General features: G+C 66.1%; 14 protein-coding genes. 1 reads left to right on the top strand and 13 read right to left on the bottom strand.

Annotated features, from left to right (window positions below):
• Nucleotides 1–9: 9 nt before the first annotated feature.
• From menD to ACNO8X_RS08325, 11 genes are all read right to left on the bottom strand, one after another.
• Entirely contained in the window at nucleotides 10–1,659 is a 1,650-nt protein-coding gene (menD, locus tag ACNO8X_RS08375; RefSeq protein ID WP_418004920.1) for a 2-succinyl-5-enolpyruvyl-6-hydroxy-3-cyclohexene-1-carboxylic-acid synthase, read from the bottom strand.
• A 21-nt stretch (nucleotides 1,660–1,680) separates the two neighbouring features.
• Complete coding sequence (locus tag ACNO8X_RS08370) at nucleotides 1,681–2,487, bottom strand: alpha/beta fold hydrolase (protein WP_043984919.1); 807 nt, start codon at nucleotides 2,485–2,487, stop codon at nucleotides 1,681–1,683.
• Nucleotides 2,488–2,509: 22 nt separating this feature from the next.
• Nucleotides 2,510–3,223 carry a DJ-1/PfpI family protein gene (locus ACNO8X_RS08365; RefSeq protein ID WP_418004919.1) on the bottom strand — a complete coding sequence of 238 codons (714 nt, stop codon included), beginning with the start codon at nucleotides 3,221–3,223 and terminating at the stop codon, nucleotides 2,510–2,512.
• Between the two features lie 27 nt (nucleotides 3,224–3,250).
• Nucleotides 3,251–4,216: a GlxA family transcriptional regulator gene (locus ACNO8X_RS08360; protein WP_418004918.1), complete on the bottom strand. Its 966-nt coding sequence runs from the start codon at nucleotides 4,214–4,216 to the stop codon at nucleotides 3,251–3,253.
• A 67-nt stretch (nucleotides 4,217–4,283) separates the two neighbouring features.
• Nucleotides 4,284–4,604 carry a heavy-metal-associated domain-containing protein gene (locus tag ACNO8X_RS08355; protein ID WP_418004917.1) on the bottom strand — a complete coding sequence of 107 codons (321 nt, stop codon included), beginning with the start codon at nucleotides 4,602–4,604 and terminating at the stop codon, nucleotides 4,284–4,286.
• A gap of 62 nt (nucleotides 4,605–4,666) precedes the next feature.
• The gene (locus ACNO8X_RS08350) at nucleotides 4,667–8,833 is read right to left on the bottom strand and encodes an AMP-binding protein (protein ID WP_418004916.1); all 4,167 of its coding nucleotides are present in this window, start codon (nucleotides 8,831–8,833) and stop codon (nucleotides 4,667–4,669) included.
• Nucleotides 8,830–9,066 (bottom strand): acyl carrier protein, encoded by a 237-nt coding sequence (locus ACNO8X_RS08345; protein ID WP_418004915.1) that lies wholly within the window; start codon nucleotides 9,064–9,066, stop codon nucleotides 8,830–8,832. Before ACNO8X_RS08345 ends, ACNO8X_RS08350 begins: the two co-directional genes overlap by 4 nt.
• Nucleotides 9,059–10,609 carry a fatty acid--CoA ligase FadD10 gene (fadD10, locus tag ACNO8X_RS08340; protein ID WP_418004914.1) on the bottom strand — a complete coding sequence of 517 codons (1,551 nt, stop codon included), beginning with the start codon at nucleotides 10,607–10,609 and terminating at the stop codon, nucleotides 9,059–9,061. The genes ACNO8X_RS08345 and fadD10 overlap by 8 nt, the downstream gene beginning before the upstream one ends.
• A gap of 26 nt (nucleotides 10,610–10,635) precedes the next feature.
• Nucleotides 10,636–11,190 (bottom strand): FcoT family thioesterase, encoded by a 555-nt coding sequence (locus tag ACNO8X_RS08335; protein WP_418004913.1) that lies wholly within the window; start codon nucleotides 11,188–11,190, stop codon nucleotides 10,636–10,638.
• Complete coding sequence (locus tag ACNO8X_RS08330) at nucleotides 11,187–12,056, bottom strand: TauD/TfdA dioxygenase family protein (protein ID WP_418004912.1); 870 nt, start codon at nucleotides 12,054–12,056, stop codon at nucleotides 11,187–11,189. Before ACNO8X_RS08330 ends, ACNO8X_RS08335 begins: the two co-directional genes overlap by 4 nt.
• Nucleotides 12,057–12,193: 137 nt before the next feature.
• Entirely contained in the window at nucleotides 12,194–13,618 is a 1,425-nt protein-coding gene (locus ACNO8X_RS08325) for a PPE domain-containing protein (RefSeq protein ID WP_418005823.1), read from the bottom strand.
• Between the two features lie 255 nt (nucleotides 13,619–13,873).
• On the opposite strand from ACNO8X_RS08325, the gene ACNO8X_RS08320 reads away from it, so the two are divergent.
• Nucleotides 13,874–14,686, top strand: coding sequence for a class I SAM-dependent methyltransferase (locus ACNO8X_RS08320; RefSeq protein WP_418004911.1), 813 nt, complete (start codon nucleotides 13,874–13,876; stop codon nucleotides 14,684–14,686).
• Here the strand turns inward: ACNO8X_RS08320 and ACNO8X_RS08315 are convergent.
• Together ACNO8X_RS08315 and ACNO8X_RS08310 are read right to left on the bottom strand one after the other, a co-directional pair.
• On the bottom strand, nucleotides 14,667–17,516 hold the full coding sequence (locus ACNO8X_RS08315; RefSeq protein WP_418005822.1) for an RND family transporter: 2,850 nt from the start codon (nucleotides 17,514–17,516) through the stop codon (nucleotides 14,667–14,669). The genes ACNO8X_RS08320 and ACNO8X_RS08315 overlap by 20 nt on opposite strands.
• Nucleotides 17,517–17,657: 141 nt before the next feature.
• Nucleotides 17,658–18,995 (bottom strand): hypothetical protein, encoded by a 1,338-nt coding sequence (locus ACNO8X_RS08310; protein ID WP_418004910.1) that lies wholly within the window; start codon nucleotides 18,993–18,995, stop codon nucleotides 17,658–17,660.
• Nucleotides 18,996–19,158 lie beyond the last annotated feature (163 nt).

Genomic DNA, 19,158 nt, shown 5'->3' with positions numbered 1-19,158 from the left:
CCGCCCAAGTCAATGGGCGCCCTTGATCGCCGCCCGTATCGAAGCGTGCAGCGACCGCAGGGTGGACCGGTCCGCCTTGACCTCCAGCACGCGCATACCCTCGAACGGTTCGCGCAGCGCGGCGGCCAGTCCGTCGGCCTCCACCTGCCGGCACTCGACGTGGTACGCCCGGCACAGGGCCGCGATGTCGACGTCGTGCGGGGTGCCGAAGATGCGCGAGGACACGTCGGAGAACCGGGGATCGCCCTGCTCCAGCAACTCGAAGATGCCGCCGCCGTTGTCGTTGGAGACGACGATGGTCAGCGCCTTCGGTGTCGGCTCGGTGGGGCCGATCAGCAGCCCCGAGCTGTCGTGCACGAAGGTCAGGTCGCCGATGAGCGCGACGGTCCGGCCTTTTGTGTGGGCCAGCGCGGCGCCGATGGCGGTGGACACGGTGCCGTCGATCCCGGCGACGCCGCGGTTGGACCGCACCGAGATGTCGTGCGAGTTCAGCCCGACGAGTGCGGCGTCACGCACCGGGTTGGAGGCGCCGAGCACCAGTTGATCGCCGGGCTGCAGGCCGTCGGCGACCGCGGCCGCCACGTGCAGGCCGGTGGTCAGTTCATAGGCCGCGAGCTGGTCGCGCACCGCGTGCTCGGCGCGGGCGTTGGCTTCGGCGCAACGGCGGAGCCAGTCCGGGTCCGGCGTCCCGGAGGTGATGGCCCGGGTGCCGGTGGCCTGCGAATTGCCGGACACATCCGGCCAGCGCGGCCCGGTGGTCAGGGCGTAGACGGGCACCGACGGGTCCGCGAGCAGCGCCGACACCGGCCGGTGCAGCGTGGGCCGGCCCAGCATGATCACCTGCTGCGGCCTGACCAGTGACAGCGCCAGCGGATGCACCGGGTTGTCGGCCGGCGGTGCGGTCGGTTCGGCGACGGTCGGCAGGTGCGCCAGGTTCTCGTGGCGGCCCGCACCGTGGCCGGCGATGACGAGAGTGTCGGCGGTCAGGTCGATCTCGAGGGGCTGGTCGAACGTGACCGGCGGGGTGTAGGTCCATGGCCGGCCGTCGGGGCGGCCTTCAGGGCAGTACGGGGCGCCGTGCGGCACCTCGTTTTCGTCGTCGGGCACCAGCGGTTCCCGCAGCGGGATGTCGAACTGCACCGGGCCGGCATTGGCAGTGCGAGAACCCTTGGCCGCCACCAGAACTCGACAGGTCGCCGAGCGCCACTGGGCGTTGCACGCGGCCACGTCGGCCGTCGGCTCGGCCAGCCCGAGGCTGATGGTCGCCCGCACCTGATTGCCGAAATAGCCCAGCTGTTCCATGGTCTGGTTGGCGCCGGTGCCGAGCAGTTCATACGGCCGGTTGGCGCTGAGCACGATCAGCGGCACGCGGGCGTAGTTCGCCTCGATCACCGCCGGACCGAGGTTGGCCACCGCGGTGCCCGACGTCATCGCGATGCAGACCGGTGCACCCTCGGAGACCGCCAGGCCGACGGCCAGGTAGCCGGCGGTGCGCTCGTCGATGCGGACGTGCAGCCGCAGGCGGCCGGCCCGGTCGGCGTCGGCCAGCGCGAATGCCAGTGGCGCGTTACGCGAGCCGGGGCACAGCACCACGTCGCGGACGCCGCCGCGAATCAGTTCGTCGACGACGACCCGCGCCTGAATCGTCGACGGGTTCATTGCTACAGCGTGTCACAGGGCCTAACCAGTCGGCCCCGCCGACGTCGGGTTGGCAGCGAAGAACTCCAGCGCGGCGGCGTTCACCACATCGGGACGCTCGATGAAGCCGAGGTGGCCGGCGTCGGGGATCTCCAGGTAGCGGCCCAGCGGGATGGCGTCGGCCACCTCCTTGGACAGGTGCGGCGGCAGCACGACGTCGTCGGCGAACCCGATCACCTGCACGGGCACCGCGATCTGCCGGTAGGCCGGCAGCCGGTTGGTTTCCGGCGCGACGGCCAGTTGGGCGCGCAGGCCCGGGGTGGCCTTGGTCGGCCACATGGTGAACATCTCGATCCAGTCCTGCACGGCGCGGTCGTCGTTCAGGGTCTTGGGTGAAAAGTTCTCCAGCAGACGGTTTTTCGCGTCCACTTCGGGCGGCAGCTCGATACCCGCGGCCAGCAACGCCCGCTCGGCTTCGCGGAAGAAGGTGCGGGCGCGGTCCTCGCGGCCACGCGTGGCCATCAGCACCGCCGAGGACACCAGCTCGGGCCGCGCGACCATGAGCTCCTGGGCGATGAACGACCCCATCGACACCCCGACGACGCGCACCGGGCCGCCGACGACCTTGTTGATCAACGAGGCCGTGTCCGCGACCGCCTGGTCGGTGGAGAAACCGATGGCGTTCTCGGTGGCGCCGATGCCGCGGTTGTCGAACGTGATGCAGCGGAAGCCGGCCCGCTGGAACGCCGGCACCTGGTGCAGATGCCAGGTGCGGCCGGCGCCGCCTCGGCCTGCGATGAACAGCACCGGCTCGCCGGTACCGCCGCGGTCGTCGAATGCCAGATTCACCCGGCCGAGGTTACTGGACCCGTCAGCGGCGGGAACGGATGCGTTTGAGGGCCTGGTCCCACAGCAGCGCCGTGGTGGCCTTGAGCTGTGCGGGTTTGAGCAGCTCTCGGGACATCAGCGCGGTCGCCGAGGCCTTGGTGGCAGCCGAGGCCTTGGACATGTGGCCGGAGTCGAACGGCGGCTGCGGGTCGTACTCCATCGACAGCTGGATGGCCTTGGCTTTGTCTTCGCCGGCGATCTGCGCGGCCAGCCACAGCCCGAGGTCGATGCCGGCGGAGACGCCCGCACAGGTGACGATGTGCTCGCCGGCCAGCACGATCCGCTCATCGGTGACGGGTTCGACGCCGAAGGTGCGCAGCAGCTGCACGGCCGCCCAGTGCGACGTCGCGCGTTTGCCGGTGAGCAGACCCGCGGAAGCGAGGATCACCGACCCCGAGCAGACCGAGGCCGTCCAGGTGGAGCTCTGGTGGGCCCGCCGGACCCAGTCGAGCACCTTCTCGTCGCGGGCGTGCTCCATGGTGCTGAACCCGCCCGGGATCAGGACGATGTCGGGCGACGGGGTCTCGTCGAAGGTATGGGTGATCCCGACGAGCAGGACCCCGGAGTCTGCGACCACCGGACCGACCTCGTGCCAGACGAAGCGGATCTCGGCATCGGGCAGATACCGCAGCGATTCGTACGGCCCGACGAAGTCGAGCGCGGTGAACCCGGGATACACGACGATCGCGATCTGCATGTGTTCTCCTTTGTGTAGAGGGACGTCTCAGGCGAAGGATTTTCGGTACAGGTCTGGTGAGATGCCGACTCTGCGGGAGAAATTGCGACGCAGCGTCTCTGCGCTCCCGAAACCGCATCGGGCCGCGATCGCACCCACCGTGTCGTCTGTTTCGGTCAGCTGGCGGCGGGCGGCGTCGGTACGGATCCGTTCTACGTAGACCCCCGGAGGCTCTCCGACCTGCTCGGTGAACACCCTGGTGAAATGCCGCGGACTCATCGCCGCGCGCCGCGCCAGGTCCGGAATGCGATGTGCCGCACCAGGTTCGGCTTCGATGGCCTCTTGCACCTCGCGGATCGGCTCTCGCTTTGCCCGGGGCATCCACACCGGCGGAGCGAACTGGGTCTGACCACCGGTCCGGCGCAGGTGCAGCACAAACCAACGGGCCACCGTTTGAGCCACGTCGGTGCCGTAGTCGTCTTCCACCAGGTTCAGGGCCAGATCGATGCCGGCGGTGATCCCGGCGGCGGTCCACACCCGATCGGAACTACGCAGGAAAATCGGGTCGGGATCGACCATGATTTGGGGAAATTCGCGAGCCAGGTGTTCGGCCGAGGCCCAATGTGTGGTGGCGCGGCAGCCGTCGAGCAGGCCGGCCTCGGCGAGCAGGAAAGCGCCGGAACACACACTGACCATCCGGCGGGCATTCGGCGCCACCGCACGAATCCAATTGATGACGGCTGGGTCCTTGCGAGCGGCCTCGATACCGAAACCGCCGGGGATGATCACCGTATCGATCGCGCCACTCGGGTCGGGTGCCGCCGATGCGACGAATTCCAGGCCGGTCAGCGTGCTGATCGGCCCGGAACCCACCGACACCAGGCTGACCTCGTAGCCGCCAGGCTGCTGTTGCGCGGCCAACTGCAGGGCAGCGCCCGTGAACACGTCATGGGGCCCGACGATGTCCATGGCCTGGACGCCGGCGAAACCCAGAATCACGACAGATCGCGTCACACCTCCATGGTGCGACGCCGGCACCATGGCGTCTACGCCATGGTGCCCACAAATCAGGACAGCGTCGTCAGCGCGGTGCGATGAGGCCCACGAGCTGCTGCCACCATCCGCGCGCCGCCGGGGCCTCTTCGGCAGGTGCGCCGACGCGCGGTCCCGCGCCGTAACCGGCCTCCCGTACGACGGCGCACAGCTCGTCGACGCTGATGTCGCGCGCGGTCTCGATCGTGGCGGTCTTGGTGGCAATACTGACTCTTGCGCGCACCCCGTCGACCTTGTTGAGCGCCCGCTGTACGCGGCCGGAACACATTCCACACGTCATACCGGTGATGTCGAGGTAGATCGGGTGAGCGCCCGGCACCTCGCTCTCGGGTTGAGCCAGATCAGTCAACGTCGTTCCTCACAATCCGGAGCGGACTACGCCCCTGGTAACCAGTCGTCGGCAGGTCGCGTTCAGTTCCCGACCGCCACTGCGTCGGGCGCCAGGACGCCACGAAGGGGCGCCGGCGTGCTCACCGTCTCGGTAAGGGACTCGAAGTCGATGTCGACGGTCGGATACTCCGCCAGATACTCGGCGTAGGTGCGGCCCCGCAGCCGCGCGCCCAATCCGATCCACGCGTCGATCACCGCCCATCGCGACGGATTCCGCTGCGCCCACGCGCTCCGGTCCAGCCGGTCTTTCCACTCGACGGGGTCGATCGCATCGAACCCGAAGCTGCCGAGAAATTCTGTGTAGTGCACCTTTTCACCGCGCAACACCGTCATGCCGCGACCCAACTCCACCGCCGGAGAGAGCGCGGGTAGCAGCCCGAGGATGCCGTGTGCGGCGGCCACGCTGGTGGTGACCTCTTCGACCAACGGCACGATCGGACACAGCCCCAGGGCCGTGCAGGCGTCGAGAATCGACACCAGGATGTCGGAGGATCGCTCGAGTTGACGAACGTCACCGAGCACTCGGGGCAGCCGCACCACGGTGAAATCCAATTCGTCCGGGGTGTGCCCAACAGCCAACTCCGCCAACGACTTCGACGCGGCATATGGGTAGGGAGCGAAGCGTGGGTCGGTCACCTGCCCTGCCGTCACGTCGGCATTCACCACGAAGGTCGACAGGTGGACCAAGCGGGCGCCATGTCGCACACACGCCTCGGTGATGTGCGACACCGCATCGACATTCGCAGTGCGAAGTTCGCGGTACGGCACCAGTACGTTGGTGTTGCCGATGCAGTTCACCACCGTGCCGGCACCGACGCCCTGTAGCAGGGCGCCGAGGTCGGCGGCGCCGAACCCGCCGGGCAAGCGAACGACCTGTACACCCGCGAGTGAGCTGAGATCGGTCCATGGACCATGTTGCGGCACCGGTGATCTCGTCGCGAAGACCACGTCTGGACGCCGCCGACCCTGTCGGGTGAGGTCCGCGATGGCCCGCGCCATCCCCGTAGCCACAATGCCCGACGCACCGAGGATCACGATCGGCTGGGCACCACTACCGATCGGAAGTCGACGGGCGCCCGGCGCGGCGCCACGATCCGGCCGCGTCAGTGCCACGAAATCGTCGGCGATCTCGGCGGCGGTGGTCCCATCCATCCAGGTGTCGCCGGCCGGCCGGTGTTCGACCACGTTGGCGGCGGTGTCGGCACTGATCAGGTCGAGGACCGACAGCTGCCAATTCAGGAATTCCCGGGTCGCCGGCAGGATCCGGATGAGTTCCAGCGAACCGATGCCCTCGTCGAGCAGCGACGACCCCGGCCCGATCGACCGGCCCAGCAGTCCACCCCAGATGTCAGCGAGGCTCGCGGCCCGGTCGCAATCACCCCGATCCGGCGACAGCTGTTTGTTCGCAATCAATTTCGCGCGATCAACTTTGCCGCTCGCCTTGCGCGGAATGGCCGGCACACCGTCCACCGCGAACGACGGCACTTCCAGGGATCTTGCGATGGCACGGATTCGTGTGCGCACGACGGGGTCGTCGGCGGCGGCGCGGGTCAGCGCAGTCTGGAACCAGATGCCCAGCCCGGCTCCGGCAGGCTCAACGGCGAGATCGGTCACATCCGGGTCCGACGAAATCCGGCGCATCAGGTCGGCGGTGTCCACGCGCTTGCCCGCGATCTTGACCACCGCGTCGCGCCGGCCGGCGAACACGGGGAAACCGTCAACATCGCGGGTGACGCGGTCGGCGGTGACGAATGCCCGATGCCCTTGGCCCCCAACGTCGTACACCGTCCCGAAACTGGGGTTGTGCATGCCGACATACCCCGCCGAGACCAACTCGCCGACGACGACGACTTCACCGAAACCGACGAACACCGAGCCCGGCACCAGTGGGCGCCCCAGCCGGGCCGTGGTCCGCGGCGCCAGGCTCCGGGCGACGGCGCCGACCGGCAGGTACGTGACGACCACCGTCGTCTCGGTCGGGCCGTACGTCGAGATGAGCGATATCCCTTGGACAGCAGGAGAATCCAGCCACTTGGCGACGGCGGTGGCGCGAATCGCTTCCCCTCCGACGACAACCTGACGCAGCGCTGATCCACTCAGCGCGGCCAGCGCGGCGCTGTCGTCGCACAACAGGTGCCAGATCGCGGTCGGCAGGTCGAGGACGGTCGCGATACTGGCCGCCACATCGCGTGCCAGTGCCTGCAGGTCGCCTGTGCGCATCGCAGCGGACCGCACCACCCTGGCCCCGCTGCTGACCGAGACGAATACCTCTTCCACACTGATGTCCGAGGTCAGGGGGGCGCATTGCAGAACGGTGTCTGCCGGCCCCCAGCCGTACGCCGTGCGGGCCGCGGCACAGAAGGCCGCCAACGAGCCGTGGGTCACCGGCACCAGTTTGGGTTCGCCCGTCGAACCGGATGTCGGCATCACGTATGCCGGCCTGGTGGCCAGTTGGTTGTCCCGGGTGACGTGCTCGATCCGCTCTTCGACGAGCGCCCGCAGCCGCTCGTCCAGCTCGGGCAACGTCGCGGCGACGTCGATGACGTACGCCGCCGTGTCGCCCTGTGCGCCGATGGTGTCGGCCCGCGCGCCCACTTCATCCACCGTCGCACAGACGCTGTAGCCACAGCCCGCCAGATGGCACGCGACCAACAACTCGATCGCACACTGGGATTCGTCGTCGGCGAACACCAGCACGTCACCCGGCGCTGCGCCCACCCGGACGATCTCGGCCACCCAGCGATCGACGCCGGGGCCCCGGCATTGCCGCTGGTCCACGGCCGCATCCAAGAACCAGGCCTGTGCCGCAACGGGTTCGGGCCGAGGCACCGCGTCCGCGGCCCGCAGACTCCCATCGGCCGCCAGCCCGAACCAGTCGCCGACGGTCAGCGCGATCGGATCATCCCAGTGCGTGGCCATCGACGTGAGCGCCGCGACAATGCGCTCGGCAGCTCCGGACCGGGCGGTGGACCCAGCCGCGTCGATTCGATTCCAGATCGCGAAGTCGAGCGTGTGTTGATCTTCGTCATGGACACACGCCACGGTCATTCCCTCGACCGGGCCGATATCGGTCACCACCGCCGGTTCGGACAGATACGGGCCCAACTCGACCGCACACCGGCCGCGCATGAAGTTCACCGTCAGCGCCTCGACGGGCAGGCTCCGATTGATCGCCAGATACATTCGGCGATAACGCTCTTCACGAAACCAGCGGCGCCGCACGGCTTTGACGTAGCCGCGGTCCAGCGCGGCAACCACGTCGGCCACCGAGGCGAACGCCGGGAACCGCACCGGTTGAACAACCGAATTGACCAGGCATGTCGCGACATTCAGATCCGGTTCGCCGAATCGGTTGTCGACCGGGTGTACGAGCAGGGTCTGGGTGCTCTGGCGCATACTGGCGTGTACCGCCACCGCGGCGGCGGACACCAGGACGTTGAGTGGCACCTGCCGGGCCTCGGCGAGAGCGACGATGATGTCGTAGGCCTCACCGTCCACCCGCAGCGATTCCTGCAGCACGCCGCGGCCCGCCGTGCCCGGTATCGCATCACCGGCGCTGCCTGCGGTAGCGCCGCACTGCACCTCCTCGGCGAGTTCGGCCTGCACCGCCGCGCCGAAGCGCTCGGTTGACTGTTCGGCCTTCACCCGCTCGTAGCGGTGGGCCCGCTCCAGATCATCCACATTGATTGCCGCAGAAGATTCTTCGCCGGTGCTTTCCAAGTGCCGCGCCAGCCCGGCCTCGATGATCGCCGTCGCCCCGCCGTCCAACAGGAGGTGGTGCGTGTGCACATCCATGCCCACCACTCGCATGTCGATGTCCGTGTGCACGGTGTAACGCACCAATGGGGTGGACAGAATTCCTGCCGACCAGGTGTCCTCGAGACGTTGCGGTTCTTCGCCGCCGGACTCCTGGATGTGAATGACGTCGTCACACTGCAGCCGGGGCACCAGCGCGGGGTAGCCGTCCCATGCTTCCGCCGGTGCCAGTACGCACAACTGGATGGGGTTACCCAGGATCGTCGCCCTCAGCGCAGGCAGGAATGCCGACAGCGCCATCGGGCGGAACCGGTAGCTCTTGCCGATCAGGTACAAAGCCGGATCGGGCTCCTGCAGGACGCCGTGGTAGATGTTCTGCTGCGAGGTGCTCAACAGAAGTCGATCGACACGACCGTCGTCAGTCGTTGTCACAAGGGACATTCCAATACCCGAACCCAGCCGGCGATCGACAGATCTTCCGCCAGCCGCGACGGCAGGTCCGATTCCCGGTCGACCCCCAGCTGTTTCATCAACAACACGAACCGAACCGAATCGAGCCCGAGTTCACGCAGATCGGTGGCATCCCCGTCGAACAAATCGGATTCGTCGATGTAGAGCACGTCCGAAACCGCCGCCAGCACGCGCGCGCGGAATCCCTCAGCCATGAACCGCGGCAGCCAAGGAGGCACGAATAACCTTGCCGGACTGCGTCCTCGGAATCTCGGACACAATGACGATCGACGAGGGCCGCGCCATCGATTCCGACTCGGAACGGTAGCGAGCCGCGATCGCGCGCTTGAGCTCTCCCAACTCGGTCTCGTCGAGCTCTGCCGCCGGCACCACCGCCAGCCCGATGAGCGCACCGAACTCGTCGTCGGGTATCTCGTAACAGGCTGCGGCGCCCACGCCCGGAACACTCTCGGCGATCCGGTCGACCTCATCGGGAGCGACGTTCACACCGCCGGAGATGATCATCTCCGACGACCGGCCCCTGATGTAGAAGAAGCCGTCGTCGTGACGTTCGAACAGATCGCCGGTGTTCACCCACCCGTCGACCAGAACCTCTGCGGTCCGTTCTGGATTTTTCCAGTACCCCAACATGTTTGCCGGTGATTTGATCCACAACGTGCCGGCGGCAGCGGACGCTACCCCGGCCGTCGGCGGCGTGCGGCCGTCACCGTCGGACAGATGAACCTCGACCCCCGGGTAGGGCCGGCCGACCGCGCCCGCCTCGATCCTGGCGATCGATCCCTCCGCGGTCGGCAGACACAGTGCCGTACAGCCGGTTTCGCTCAGTCCGAAGACCTGCGCGGTGTGAATTCCGGCAGCCTCGACGAATTGCACGTCGGCGGCGATGGCGCGTGATCCGCCGTAGCCGACCATCCGCAGCGGCGGTAGCGCCGCACCGGCCTTCACCTCGGTGACCAGTCGCGTCAGCAGCGTGGGCACCAGGCAGGTCGAGGCGATCTGGTTCGCCGTCAGTATCTCGATCAGCGACGTCGAGTTCTCTCCCCCGGTGACACATTCGCTGCCGTGCATCAAGCAATTCAGGATCCACCACAGTCCGCCGATGTGGGTGGCCGGCAGTGGCGAGTAGGTGGATTCGCCTGCCACCCAACTGATCCAGTTCAAGTTCTCGCGCGCCAGAATGTCCGCCACGGCGAAGAAGGTGCGGTTGGGCAGGAGCACGGCCTTCGGCTCGCCCGTGGTGCCGCTGGTGAAGATCATCGCCAGCGGGTCCTCGGCCCCGAGCTCGGACCGGACTTCCGACGATTCGGTCTCGGCCGAGTCCGTTGTCTCGGAACTGATTTCCACCGCGAGCATCGGAACCTGCTGCAACGAGTCGGGCAGCGTCGATGATTCGATACCCGGCGGCAGCAGCACCGCGCCGGGTTCGGTGACCTGACCGAATCGATCGACGGTGGCGGCCGGCATGTTTCGGTCGACCATCACCGCGATGGCCCCCAGTTCGGCGCAGGCCAACACCGAGATATAGGTCTCGGGACCATTGTCCGAAACCACCAACACCCGGGTGCCCCGCGCCACCCCGTGTGCGCCGAGGTCGGCGGCAAGGCGGCGCACCTCGGTGATCAGCTGCCGATATCGGACCGCGCTGGTTCCATCGCAGCGCCGCAACGCAATTGCCTCGGGTCGCTCGCCGGCCTGTGCGACGATGCGCGCGAGCACGGTGGCTGGCTGGTCAGACATTACTGGTTACTCCCCCTGTCGGTGCGTCATGGAATATTGAGCACCGCGAGTTCGAACTCGCCGAACGCCGATCCGCCGTCTTCGTCGTAATATTCGATGGCACAGGGCACTTTCAGGTACCGCCAGGTGCGCTCGACGATCTCGAGATCCTTGCACACCAACCGCGCGGAGAATTTCTGCGCATTGATCGGCCGCTTGTATCGCGAAGACGTATTCCGGATCAGCATGCTGGGCAGCTGATGTTCGAAGTACTGCTCGAGGGACCAACCACGCATCCCCGCCACCTCGCCGCGCTCGACTGCGGGCGCGAAGGCGCTGTAGGCGAGTTGGTTGAAACAGAGCACCAATTCGACCGCATTGAAATGTCCGGTGCTGCGGATGTAGACCGGCTCGGGAATGCTGAAGTTACCGACCGCCAGCATCGAGTCGTCGGTCGCTCGATACTGCGCGTCGATCAGATAGCGACATCCCTTGTAGGAGTACGGCTCCAAGACCCGGGCAAGGAGATCCTCGGCGATGGGAGAGGTTTCCTCGACCGCCGGATCCGCCATGACATTCGACGTCAGGTCAATGGTGCTCATGCGGCGTGTCCCGGGGTGGTCAGACCGTCCAACATGGTCAGGCGGTACGTGGTCAAGGTGCCAGAAGTGGTGCCGTGCTTGGCGCGGTGCATCAGAACCCGGTTGTCCCACAGGATGATGTCGCCCACCTCGTAGTGTTGGGTGTGGATGAACGGTGAGGCGAAATCGGGATCGAGCTGGCCGGAGTCCGACAACAGCGCCTGCAGCACGCCCGGCTCGAGCAGGTTGCCGTCGGCGTCCTCGATCTGACTGGTTCCCGTCGAGCAGATGTAGAGGATCTCTTCGTCGGTGTACGGGTGCCTGATCACGGTCGGCCACTTGACCGGTGGCGTGGTGCGGTTGATCTCGTCCCACACCTCGCCGATCGGCTTGTACACATCACCGGGCCGAATCTTGATGTGCCGCCGCGGATCATGGGTGCTGAACGTGCCGCGCACCGAGTCCTGCCGGGCTGCCGGAAGTGACTCCCAGACCGTGTTGAGGTCGATGAAGTAGGTCCCGCGGTCAGTGCCCGGTACCGCCAGTGGCATCACCATGGAGAACGCAAACGGCTCGGGCATGAACATGTAGTCGATGTGCCAGAAAGCACCGGTCCGGGGCACGCCCTGTCCCTCTTCGGTAGAGGACACGAAGATCTCCGGGTGATCCTTGTGGTGGTAGACCGGCTCGTAGTAGGTGACGATCTCCCCGAGAATTCTGCCGAGTTCGATGAACTGCTCAGGCGACGGGCTGACATCCTTGAGGATGACCAGTTTGTTCTCGTAGACGATCCGGCGAAGCTCGTCGGTGGAGATATCGGCCAGGTTGTCCGGGTCGATCCCGGTCACTTGTGCCCCGAGCCCCACGCCCTTGACATTGAGAGTCATCGACTCGCCTCTTTCATTGACATCGTCATTCAGTTGATCCGCAGAAGCGTTGCAGCACTTGGTAGAAACACTTCGCGCTCCACAACACCAGTCGGGCCGGAGCACGAAAAAGTTCCCGGTTCCCGACGATCAAACCGCTACTCTTCGGTAGCCCCGCCGTCGGAGTTCCACGTGTTCGGCAGCAGCGGAACCGGTGCGTTCATGCCCGCCGGCGATCGTTCAACCAGGCCTGCAGGCGCGACTCCAGATGCCGACCGAGCGCCGGAAAAGCCGATGGGCCCGGCCCCTTGACCGCCCGCCGAGACGCCCGCACTGTGCTGCGGCGAAGCTTCACCGGCCGCACCATCCATGTCCAGATACTCAAACCGGTAGCCGTGCCCACGGCTTCGGGCGCCGCGCGCACGCCGGGCACGACGTCCGGCGCCGATCACAGCGCGGGCCGCGGCCGCCGCCGCCACCGGATTGACTGCGGAATCAGGTGTTTCCGCATCGAATTTCGGCCCCGCCTCCACCGCAGGTGGTTCCGGGCCGAGAACGGCGTAACTGACGACGGGCGCTGCACCCGCGGCCGGCGGAGCCGACGATGCGGCTTGCGGTGCTGGACTGGAGCCGGGCGCGCTGCCGGCCACCGAGATCGGCGGGGCCGGGACAATGGCCGGATCTGTCTTGGGCGCGGTGTGTGTTCCGGGCACCGGCTGAACCGGATCGGGAACCGGAGCCATTGTGGCCAAGGGAATCTTGTTCAACAACGCGAGTGCACCGAGCGCGCTCAGTGCCGGCGCGAAGAAGGGAGCCAAGAGCAGCAGATACGAAGCGTAGTAGGGATACCAGAGCACGTCGTACAGCCAGAGCGCCACGAAGGCGAGCACCGCAGCCGTAGCAGGGCTGAATCCCAGTTGTTGGAAGAAGTACTGAAAGTCCTCGAGCAGTTGCTCGATCTGACCCGTTGTGCCCAGTTGCTGGATGAACGTCGCGATGTCACTGAGTAGTTCGCCGGGCGAGGTCGGCGGATTCAACAGCAGGCCCTGCGGCTGGACGTCGGCCTTGAGGATATCCGGCGCCGGCTGGGCCACCGGAACCGCCGCCAGTGCGGTTTGCGAAACAGCCTGGTAGCCGGTCATCGTCTCGGCCGCCTGCACCCACATCCGGACGTAGTCCGCTTCGTTGAGTGCGATGGGAATGGTGTTGACACCGAAGAAATTGGTGGCAATCAACACGCCGTTGACGGCGTGGTTGGCCGCCAGTTCCGCCAGTGACGGCATGGCCGCCAGGGCAATGCTGTAGGCAGCGGCAACGGTTTCGTGCTGCGCGGCCGAGAGCGCGCTGTTCGCCGCGGACTGTTCCAGCCAAGCGAGGTAGGGCACGTGCGCGGCCAGATACTCGACCGCGCTTGGCCCATCCCACGCGCCGGCCTGGACGTCGCCCAGGATGGCCGTCAGTTCGACGGCAGCCTGCTGATATTGCGCGCTGAGCTGTTGCCACTGAGCAGCAGCGGCGAGCAACGAACCCGGGCCTGGGCCGGCACTCAGCAACGCCGAGTGGACCTCTGGCGGTAACGCCATCCAGATGGGCGCAGTCACGGCTATCTCTCCTCGTATGGTGCGATGCGCCGACTCGCCGTCGAGGGCGCGACGGCACGGGTACAGACGGCGACTGACACGCACCCTTGGTCTTGTAGTCGGCCGCGGCGCCGAAAAGTTCCGGTGGCAACAGTTCATCTCGAAATCACCACGACGCAAGGGCTATTCAGCCAGCGGGGCGGGAGGCTCACACGAGGCGGGTGACATCACGACAGTGATTGGTCGTACGGTGATGCCATGCCAGCAATCGACGCCCGCCACCTCGACGGGGTATCGGAAACCGCTCTGCTCACCTTGCACCAGCGCGCCTCGGAGGCTGCGAGGGCCGACGGCATCATCGACGACCCGATGGCCATCGCCCTACGGGACGCCCTCGACTATGACTACGAGAATTTCGGGCGCACCCACCAAGCGACCGCATTGCGGGCGCTGGTGTTCGACAATGTCAGCCAGGATTATCTCCGAGCACATCCGCGGGCCACGGTGGTCGCCTTGGCAGAGGGGCTGCAGACGAGCTTCTGGCGGCTCGACAACGGCGAGTTGACCTGGCTGTCAGTCGATCTCGAACCCATCATGCAACTGCGCGAGCGCTTGCTGCCGGCCTCGGAGCGGCTTCGGCACTGCGCCCAGTCCGCGCTCGAGGCGTCCTGGATGGACGAGGTGGACGCACAGAACGGCGTGCTGATCACCGCCGAGGGCTTGTTTCAATATTTGGATCAAGACAGTGTGTTCACCCTGATCGCCACCTGTGCGAAGCATTTCCCCAACGGCCAGTTGGTGTTTGACAGCATCCCCCGTTTCGTGAGCTCGCATTCGCAACGGCGCGGCTTCAAGCTCAGCAAGGACTACACGTCACCGCCCATGCCGTTCTGGTTCACCGCCGATCAGTACGACGAGGTGCGGTCGATTCCCGGTGTCCGGACGGTACGTGAGCTGCGCTACCCGCCCGGCCGTGGCCGGTTGCTGCCGTGGGTCAACCGGCTGTCATACCGGCTGTCCAGCCTCGCCCGCTTCCGCGCCCCGGTAACGCTCATCGAATTTGGCTGGTAACCAACCGTTTACGGTCCGGCACCGGCCAGGACGCACGCACCGGCCGGGGCCGCACCGATTGCGGCCACCAGAACCACCGGCCGAGGAGCGCCGCGATCGATGGGGTCAGGAATGACCGGATCACCAAGGTGTCGAACAGCAGACCCAGGCCGATCGTGGTGCCGATCTGCGCCACCACGGTCAGCTCGCTGACCGCCATCGACATCATCGTGAAGGCAAAGACAAGGCCCGCCGATGTGACCACGGAACCGGTACCCCCCATCGCCCGGATGATGCCGGTGTCGAGTCCGGCATGCAGCTCTTCCTTGAACCGGGCCACCAGCAAGAGGTTGTAGTCCGCACCGACCGCGAGCAGGATGATCAGGGACATCGCCATCACCATGAAGTGCAACTCGAGCCCGATGAGATGCTGCCACAACAGCACCGACAGCCCGAACGACGCCCCCAGTGACACCACGACCGTGCCGATGATGACCGCGGCGGCGACGACGCTGCGCGTGATGATCAGCATGATGATGAAGATCAGGCTCAACGCACCGATTCCGGCGATCACCAGGTCGTAGTTGTTCCCTTCCTGCATGTCCTTGAACATCGCCGCCGTACCGCTGACGTAGATGACCGAACCCGCCAGCGGAGTGCCCTTGATCGCTTCTGCCGCAGCCTGTTTGATCGCGTCGATGTGCGTGATGCCCTCGGGGCTGAGCGGATCACCTTCATGGGTGACGATGAATCGGACCGCATGACCGTCCGGCGAAACGAAATTCTTCATGCCCCGCTTGAAGTCCGCGTTGTCGAAGGTCTCGGGCGGCAGGTAGAAAGTGTCGTCGTTGTGGGAATCGTTGAACGCGCGCGCCATTGCGGTCTGGGAGTCCGCCGTCGCCGCCTGCTGTTGCAACTGGCCGTATTGAGTGGCGTACATGGACAACAGCATGGACTTGACGTCCTTCATCATTGCGATCTGCGGGGTCAGCAGACGTTGCAGCTGTGGCAGCAGTCCGTCCAGACGCTGAAGGTCGGGCAGGAGCTCGGCGACGTCGTCGACCAGGGCGTCGGTGGTGTCGAGACCGTCGAAGACCGAGCGGGCAGATGAGCACACCGGGATGCCGACACAATGCGGCTCCCAGTAGAGGTAGTTTCGGACAGGCCGGAAAAAGTCGTCGAAATCGGCTATGCGGTGTTGTATTTCGGCGATGTCTCGAGACATCTGGCCGGTTTTTCCGACCATGCTGTGGGTGGTCGCGCTCATGGCGCCCATGAGCGTCTGCATCCGCGTCATGGTGTCGATGGTGCGTTGCACGTCGTCGGCTTGCGTTCGCATCTCCGATATCCGGTCCTGCAAGTATTTCCGGGACAGCGAGGCCAGCGCGCTCTGCAGGCTCAGCTGCGCCGGCAGTGTGCTGAATTTCAGTGGCGTGCCATTCGGCCGGGTGATGGTCTGCACTCGACTGATTCCGGGCACGTGGACCACGTGTTTGGCGATCCTGTCGATCACCAGAAAGTCAGCCGGGTTCCGCAGATCGTGGTCACTCTCGACCAACAGCACCTCTGGGTTCAGCCGTGCCACCGAGAAATGCCGCTCTGCGGCGGAATAGCCTGCAGTTGCCGGCAAATCGTCTGGCAGATAACGACGTTCGTTGTAGCTGGTGCGATATCCCGGCACCGCCAGTAACCCGATCAGCGACACCCCGACAGCCATCACCAGGACCGGCCCGGGCCATCGGACGATGACGGCGCCCACCTTGCGCCACCCACGAATCCGCATGGCCCGCCTCGGCTCCAATCGCCCCCAACGACTCGCCACGGTGACGACGGCCGGCCCCAGCGTCAGGGCAGCCAGCACGGCGACCAGCATGCCGGTGGCCAGCGGGATGCCCAATGTCTGAAAGTACGGCAATCGGGTGAAATGCAGACACAGCGTCGCGCCCGCAATCGTCGATCCCGAAGCCAGGATCACATGGGCAGTACCACGAAACATGGTGTAGTACGCCGATTCCCGATCCTCACCGGCAGTCCGCGCCTCCTGATAGCGGCCCACCAGGAAGATCGCGTAGTCGGTGCCGGCGGCGATCGCGAGAGTGACCAGCAAGTTGGTGACAAATGTGGTGAGGCCGATCAAACCGCAATGGGCAAGCAGTGCCACCGCCCCACGTGCAGCCGACAACTCGACGATCACCATCGCCAGTACGATCACTGCGGTACCGACGGATCGGTAAACCAGCAGCATCATCATGACGACCACCGCGAAGGTGGCCAGCTCGATGATCTGTGCACTGTGGTCACCCGCAACCTGCTCACCGGCGGCCAACGCCGCCGGTCCGGTCACATACGCATTTACGCCGGCCGGGGCCCCGATGCCCTGCACGATCCGGTCGACCGCCTCGACGGACTCGTTCGCGCGCGCCTCGCCCTGGTTACCGACCAGGTAAACCTGCGCATAGGCTGCCTTTCCGTCGTTGCTCTGCACACCCGCCGCCGTCAGCGGGTCACCCCAGAGGTCCTGGACGTGTTCGACATGCTTCTTGTCGGAGTCGAGTTGGCGCACGATCGACTCGTAGTAATGATGCGCGTCGTCACCCAGCGGTTGCCGGCCCTCCAGCACGATCATCGCTGAACTGTCGGAACGGTATTCGCCGAACACCAGCCCGATCCGCTTCATCGCGATCATCGAGGGCGCGGATGCCGGACTCATCGACACCGACCGCGCCTTTCCGACAGCCTCGAGCTGCGGAACCGCCGAGTTGGCCACAGCGACCACGGTTATCCAGCACAAGATGATCGGTAGTGCCAGGCGCCTGATCCAATACGCCGCCGACGGTCGCTTCGTCACCAGAGACGTTCGGGTTCAGGCCGCCTCACCCGGGCCACGGACATGTCCCGGTATGGCCGGGCTGGGGCATCGCACTACTCACATCGCATTGGTCGGCCGATGCGCGCGCGGAGTTCCCATCCGTGGAAACTGCGCCGGCGCGGCCTACTCGAGGTGTGCCGAGAGGCCGAAATCAGCTACGGCCGCCGACACCACTTCCGCCAGTGCGGCCCTGGTGTTCGGCCGGTCCGGTTCCCACGAGGCGACACTGAACCAGACCTTGCCACGCATCGATGCCGCCGAGATCAGCAGGTGCCCGCCCAACCTGGTCAGTGTGTTCGCGGTGACACCGGCCTCACCACCACGCACCCCGAAGAAGTCGGCGTCGGTGCCATCGGGCCGGTTCACCGCCTCCGGAATGTCGCCGATGTTGCTGCATCCCACGGGTTTCCCGACTCGCAAGACCAGATTCTCGAGGCGACGGGCAACCAGTTTCGGAGTGAAGGGGGTCAATGCCAATGGCGCCAACATGGTCTCCCGAATCTCTCCCAACTCGGTAAGCGCCTCTTTTGTGGCCGCGCGTAGATCGGTGAGATCGACGCAGACCTGGTTCGGGTCGGCCAGCACCGTGATGCCACTCAACGGATTGGCCCGAGTATCGCCTTCGACGCGGTCGCTCACCGGAACGGACAGCAATACGCGGCCGGCGTCATCGAGTCTTCCGAGCCGATATCCGACGCGACTGGCAAATCCGGCGAACAGGACATTGCTGGTGGCACCGAGGGACCTTGCCCGGTCGACCCACTCAGATGCGTTGATACTGCCGTAGATTCGTGGCACCACCACCGCTCGGTCCCCAGACCTCTGCAGCCGGGCCGAGCCACCCGCCTTGACCGAGCTGGACAGATCATCCCGTTGGTCGCGAGCGATCCGTGCCGCCGCGGAGAACGCAGCCGGGATGTCGCGGGCCGACCGGAGGGTCAGCGCCATGTCCTGCCGCAGCCGCCGGCGCTGTGGGACACCATCGGGAAAGCCGAACTCGCGTCTGACGCCGTCCGCGGCATCAGCGATCGACATGATGCCGGCCACCGCATCAGCGATCGTGTGCGACACCGCCAGTGACACCGCGGCGCCACCACCGGTCAGCGGCTGCACCCCGAGATGCCAGGGCGGCCCCAGTTCCGGGTCCACCGGCACGAACGACCGCTCGTCGACCCAGTCCCAGACCTCGTCCCTGCTGCGCTCGCACGCAGCGATATCGACATCGTCGGGTTTGCGGCATGCGACCCAGCGATGCCTGCCGAACGGCAGCGACGAACGCTCGATCAGCCGACCGAGCAGGGTGTCCTGCAGGTGACGATGAAAGCGACGCAGCCCCTCGAGATCGACACCGCGCTCGTAGATCCAGACGTACTGAATCACCGGGCCACGGCCCAACGCCCGCAGCGCCAGAAAAGACGCCTGATCGATGTAAGCGAGGGTGTTGTCGACAGGAGCATTCACCTGGCATACCTTTCCGAGCCGATCGGGGCACTTGCCGCTGCGTCCTCGACGTGAACGCGCCGTCGGGCGAACCGCAGCAGCACGAAACCGGCCCCGAAAGCACCGGGCCGGGCGTACCGACGCGAGAGCAGCCTACGACCTCGCCTCTTGGCGACACACACAA

Source organism: Mycobacterium sp. PDNC021, from assembly GCF_048282635.1.
In the GTDB taxonomy this organism is placed as follows: Bacteria; Actinomycetota; Actinomycetes; order Mycobacteriales; family Mycobacteriaceae; genus Mycobacterium; species Mycobacterium llatzerense.
Note: the sequence above shows the minus strand (reverse complement) of the source record. Positions and strands in the feature narration are given on the sequence as shown.

Excerpts from the sequence above, each read along its gene's own strand:
- menD (WP_418004920.1), bottom strand. The coding sequence starts at position 1,659 with ATGAACCCGTCGACGATTCAGGCGCGGGTCGTCGTCGACGAACTGATT.
- ACNO8X_RS08365 (WP_418004919.1), bottom strand. The coding sequence starts at position 3,223 with ATGCAGATCGCGATCGTCGTGTATCCCGGGTTCACCGCGCTCGACTTC.
- ACNO8X_RS08345 (WP_418004915.1), bottom strand. The coding sequence starts at position 9,066 with ATGGCTGAGGGATTCCGCGCGCGCGTGCTGGCGGCGGTTTCGGACGTG.
- fadD10 (WP_418004914.1), bottom strand. The coding sequence starts at position 10,609 with ATGTCTGACCAGCCAGCCACCGTGCTCGCGCGCATCGTCGCACAGGCC.
- ACNO8X_RS08335 (WP_418004913.1), bottom strand. The coding sequence starts at position 11,190 with ATGAGCACCATTGACCTGACGTCGAATGTCATGGCGGATCCGGCGGTC.
- ACNO8X_RS08330 (WP_418004912.1), bottom strand. The coding sequence starts at position 12,056 with ATGACTCTCAATGTCAAGGGCGTGGGGCTCGGGGCACAAGTGACCGGG.
- ACNO8X_RS08325 (WP_418005823.1), bottom strand. The coding sequence starts at position 13,618 with ATGGCGTTACCGCCAGAGGTCCACTCGGCGTTGCTGAGTGCCGGCCCA.
- ACNO8X_RS08320 (WP_418004911.1), top strand. The coding sequence starts at position 13,874 with ATGCCAGCAATCGACGCCCGCCACCTCGACGGGGTATCGGAAACCGCT.